General features: G+C 66.4%; 5 protein-coding genes. All 5 read left to right on the top strand.

Annotated elements, in window-relative coordinates; translation table 11 throughout:
• Positions 1-428 precede the first annotated feature (428 nt).
• Positions 429-1358 carry a LysR family transcriptional regulator gene (locus tag V7067_RS15720; RefSeq protein ID WP_334176846.1) on the top strand — a complete coding sequence of 310 codons (930 nt, stop codon included), beginning with the start codon at positions 429-431 and terminating at the stop codon, positions 1356-1358.
• Positions 1359-1609: 251 nt separating this feature from the next.
• Complete coding sequence (locus tag V7067_RS15715; protein ID WP_334176845.1) at positions 1610-2737, top strand: LLM class flavin-dependent oxidoreductase; 1128 nt, start codon at positions 1610-1612, stop codon at positions 2735-2737.
• Positions 2724-3134: a RidA family protein gene (locus V7067_RS15710; protein WP_334176844.1), complete on the top strand. Its 411-nt coding sequence runs from the start codon at positions 2724-2726 to the stop codon at positions 3132-3134. The genes V7067_RS15715 and V7067_RS15710 overlap by 14 nt, the downstream gene beginning before the upstream one ends.
• A 193-nt stretch (positions 3135-3327) precedes the next feature.
• Positions 3328-4314, top strand: coding sequence for a BMP family protein (locus V7067_RS15705; protein ID WP_334176843.1), 987 nt, complete (start codon positions 3328-3330; stop codon positions 4312-4314).
• Positions 4304-4676 (top strand): ATP-binding cassette domain-containing protein (locus V7067_RS15700; protein ID WP_334176842.1); only part of this gene is annotated, 373 nt, incomplete at its 3' end. The genes V7067_RS15705 and V7067_RS15700, both read left to right, overlap by 11 nt.

Raw genomic sequence — 4676 nt, 5'->3', positions numbered from 1 at the left:
TGTAGGGCGCCAGCGGCGGCGGCGCCTGCGGCGGGGTGATGATTTCCACGGGCGAGATTTCGGAAGACATGACAAGGCACTCCTTGCGCGGCATCCGGCGCGGCAGGCGGCGGATGAACCCGTGCAGACGTTGCGGATGGGCCGGCCGGGCGGCGCTGCCGGAAGGCAGCGGCGCTTCTGCCGGCTGTCACGGATCGGATGAGATGTCCCGGGACCGGCGTTCTGTCCGCCGCCCGATGACCTGAAGGCTAACAACGCCGCCGGCAAAGCAGGTAACCAAGAGTGCGCCATGGCTTGTTGCGTTTTCGGCAACACCATGCCCGCGAGGCGCGGCACACAAATTGCTCTTTAAGAGAAAAATCGGACCGGGCGACCCTGCCCTGCCCGCTGCCCTGCCCCCCTTGCCCCGCCTGCCGGAAAGCCTGCCTATGAACTTCAACGGTTATCGCTATTTCAACGAGGTGGCGGCCACCCGCTCGATCCGCCGGGCCGCCGACCGGCTGCATGTGGCCCCCTCCGCCGTCAGCCGCCAGCTTGCCATTCTTGAACACCAGCTGGGCACGCTGCTGCTGGAACGGTCGAACACCGGCATTCAGCTCACCGCCGCCGGGCTGATGCTGGAGCGCTACACCCGCCACATGTTCCGCGATCTGGAGCGCGTGCAGGAGACCATCCGCAACCTCAAGGGCCTGAAGCAGGGCGAGGTGAAAATCTGGGTCATGGAAGGGCTGGTGAAAGAGTTCCTGCCGCGCACCATCGCCGCCTTCAACGAGAAATTTCCCGCCATTCGCTTTCAGGTGGTGACCGAATCGTCCGACCGCATCGTGGAGGCGCTGATCCGCGACGAGGCCGATATCGGCGTCGTCTTCAACGCCCGCCGCCGGCCCGGCATCGAGGTGGTGGCGGAGCACACCGAACCGGTCAGGTGTCTGGTTTCAAAGGATCATGTCTTCGCCGGGCGGGACAGTCTGACCCTTGCCGAGGTGTGCAGCCAGCAGGTGGCGATCCACTTTCCAAGCTCCGGCATCCGCCAGATTTTCGACCACGCGGTCGCCCGCGCCCGGCTCACTGCCGATGTCATCGTCTCCACCAACAACCTCGAACTGACCAAGACGATGGCGATGACCGGACGGGCACTGACGCTGTCGCCGCTGCTGGCCGCCGGCCGCGAGGTGCGCGACGGCTCGCTCGTCGCCATTCCGGTCGAGGATGAGGATCTGGCGGGCGTCACCTCCGCGGTCTGCGTGCACCGCGACCGCCAGCTTTCCTACGCCGCCAACGAATTCCTCAAGAAGATCAGCACCGACTTCCATGCCCTGAACGCCCGGCCCGAGCTTGCCGCGGCCCGGCTGGGGTGAGCGGTGCGCCGGCCGGCCGGTGCGCTCCCCCCCGGGCCGCGCGGCCGGTTGGGGGGGAGCGCTCCCTGCGGCGCTGGTGTTGTCGTTTGGGCAACACGGCAGACCGCAAGTTCGGTTACGGCGGCGGCGAAATTGCTGTTAGCGTTTCTCCATCGCCAGAGAGCGGCGGCCCCCGGCAGAAGCGCCGGGCGAGAACCGCACACAAGGCCGGCACGATCCGGCCGGGGCCTGCGAGCCTGCCAGAGGTTTCCATGAAGAACGCGACCAAGACCGTTGAACTCGGCGTCTTTCTGCCTGTCGGCAACGGGGGCTGGATCACCTCCACCACCAGCCCGCAACTGCCGGCGACCTACGCCTACAACCGCGAAGTGGCGCTGATCGCCGAAGACATGGGCTTCGATTTCGCGCTGTCGATGGCCAAGTGGCGCGGTTACGGCGGCCCGAGCCAGCACTGGGATTTCACGCTGGAATCCATGACCACCATGGCCGGTCTGGCCGAGGCCACCAGCCGCATCGGCGTGTGGGGCACGGTCCACACCATGATCTTCCATCCGGCCATCGTCGCCAAGATGGCGGCGGTGCTGGACCAGATTTCCAACGGCCGCTTCGGGCTCAACATCGTGGCCGGCTCCAACCCGGCCGATCAGGGCCAGATGGGCCTGTGGCGCGATCTCGACCATGGCGGGCGCTATCGTCTGGCCAGAGAGTGGGTCACTGTCGCCAAGCGGCTGTGGACCGAGGACCGGGTGGACCACGAGGGCGAGTTCTACAAACTTACCGACTGCATGTCGAACCCCAAGCCGCGCCGCCAGCCGCCGATCATCTGCGCCGGCGCCTCCGACAGCGGCTTCCGCTTCACCATCGAAAACTGCACCGGCAGTTTCATGCTGGGCTCGAACCGCGACGACTTCATCAAAACCGGCCGCCGCGCCAAGGAACTGGCGGACGAGGCCGGCCGGCCGGACTTCAAGACCTACGGTCTGTTCACCATCGTGCCCGGCGCCACCGACCGGGAAGCGCAGGAGCGGGTCGACTACTACAATTCCGGCGTCGACGTGGTCGCGCTCGACAACCAGACCCGCGAATATTCCTCCGACAAGAGTCTGGCGCAGAACACCATGGCCAACCGCTTCATCGAGCAGGGCAACGAGCGCCACTCGATGAGCAAGGCCGCCATCATCGGCAGCCCCGAGACCATCGCCGACAAGCTCGCCGATATCGTGCTCAATGCCGATCTCGACGGCATCACGGTGATCGTGCCGGACTTCATCGACGACCTGAAAACCGTCGGCACTCAGGTGGTGACGGCTCTGGCCGAGCGCGGCGTGATGACCAACGCCGCCGCGGGCGCGCGGGACATCGCCCATGCCTACCGGTGAGAACACCCCGTCCGCGGTGCGTGTCGTCAACCCGGCCGGTCTGAAGCAGCAGTCCTATTACAACCACGCCGTCATCCGCACCGGCACGCCGGTGTTCCTGACCGGACAGGTTGCATGGGATGAAGACGGCAACGTCGTGGGGGCCGGCGATATCGCCCGGCAGGTCGCGCAGACCTACCGCAATCTCGGCCTGCTGCTGGCCGGCATGGGCGCGGGCCCGGGCAATGTGGTCAAGCTCACCACCTATGCCACCGACCGCGCCTTCATTCCCGCGCTGCATCTTGGCCGTACCGCGTTCTTCGCCGGCCATGCCCTGCCGGCCAGCACCTTCATTCTGGTTGCCGGCCTTGCCGACCCGGATCTCATGATCGAGATCGAAGCCATCGCCGTGATCTGACGGCCAGAGGACGGCCTCCTGCCGGGGCGCCCGCGCCCCGTGCCATCCGCTTCCGGTTCTGCTCCTTCCGGTCCTGCCGGCGCAGGGCGCTGCAACGCGCCCTGCGAACGGGATCGGTGTGTCCTGCACGTTTCGCTGCTCTCCGTGTTCTGCCGCCCTCGACAAAAAACAACCTTCCGTGGGGTCCCAAGACATGATGCGCCTTTTCTCCCGCCGCCAGATGCTGGCCGGCCTTGCCGCCTCTGCCCTGACGCTTGCCGCCGTCGCCACCGCCGGCCCGGCCTTCGCCGCCGAGACGGAAGTCGCCGCGCTCTTCACCCAGTCCGTTTCGCAGGGCAACTGGGATCCCGGCGGTTATGCCGCCTTCAGGGCCATGGCCACGAAATACGGTTACAAGTCTTCCTATGTGGAAGATGCGACCTATGAGAAGGCGCCCGCCATCCTGCGCCAGCTCGCCGGTCGCGGCGTGAAGATGATCATCTGCCACTCGTCCGGTTATGCCGCCGCGATCAAGGAAGTGGCGCCGTCCTTCCCCGACACCCAGTTCGTGCTTTATTCCTATGCCGGCTCCACGGACGGCATCAAGAACTACACCGCCTGGTCGGTTGACTGGGATCAGTACGGCTATGTCGTCGGCGCCCTTGCCGCTGCCGCCAGCAAGAACGGCCATGTGGCGGTGATCGCGGCCGAGCCGATCCCCTCCACCAAGCGCTCCATCGAGTTCATGGAACGCGGTGCCAAAGCGCTGAAGCCGGACGTGAAATTCGACACGCTCTATACCGGCTCCTTCACCGACGTCGCCAAGGCCAAGGAAGTCTCGGTCGGCGCCATCGCCCGCGGAGCGGATTTCCTCATCCCCTCCGCCGACACCGCCGATGCCGGCACCCAGCAGGCGGCCGAAGAAGAGCAGGTGTTCACGATGGGCGCCTATATCGACCAGAGCAAGGCGTTCCCGGAAGCCATCGTCGCCTCGACCGTGCTGAACTTCGCCAAGGCCTATGACCAGATGGGCGCGATGCTGAAGGCCGGCACGCTCGGCGACCAGATCTTCCCCATGACGCTCGCCAACGACGGCTGGACGCTGTCGCGCCCGTTCCACCATGTCGATCCGGCCGTGGAGAGCACCGTTTTCGCCCTGATGGCCAAGGTGGCGAAGAATGAGATCGACATTGCCAAATGAGGCAACGGACGAGGCTGCGGCGGGACCGAAAGGCCCCGCCGGCTTCGGCCCGCCGCCGTTCCTCACCCTCAGCGCCATCACCCGGGATTTCGGCGGCCCGCGGCCGGCGCTCGACAACGTGACGGTCTCGTTCCGCCGCGGCGAAATCCACGCCGTGGTGGGCGAGAACGGCGCCGGCAAGTCGACGCTGATGAATGTGCTGTTCGGCCTGCAGCAGCCCGATGCCGGCGGCATTCTCATCGACGGGCGGGAGGCGGTGCACCGCGCCCCGCGCGATGCCATCGCCCATGGCATCGGCATGGTGCACCAGCACTTCCGCCTCGTGCCGCGCTTCACGGTGGCCGAGAACATCCGCCTTGCCG

Source organism: Pseudoxanthobacter sp., assembly GCF_036822375.1.
Classification (GTDB): domain Bacteria; phylum Pseudomonadota; class Alphaproteobacteria; order Rhizobiales; family Segnochrobactraceae; genus Pseudoxanthobacter.
This window is presented reverse-complemented; position numbering and strand designations above follow the sequence as displayed.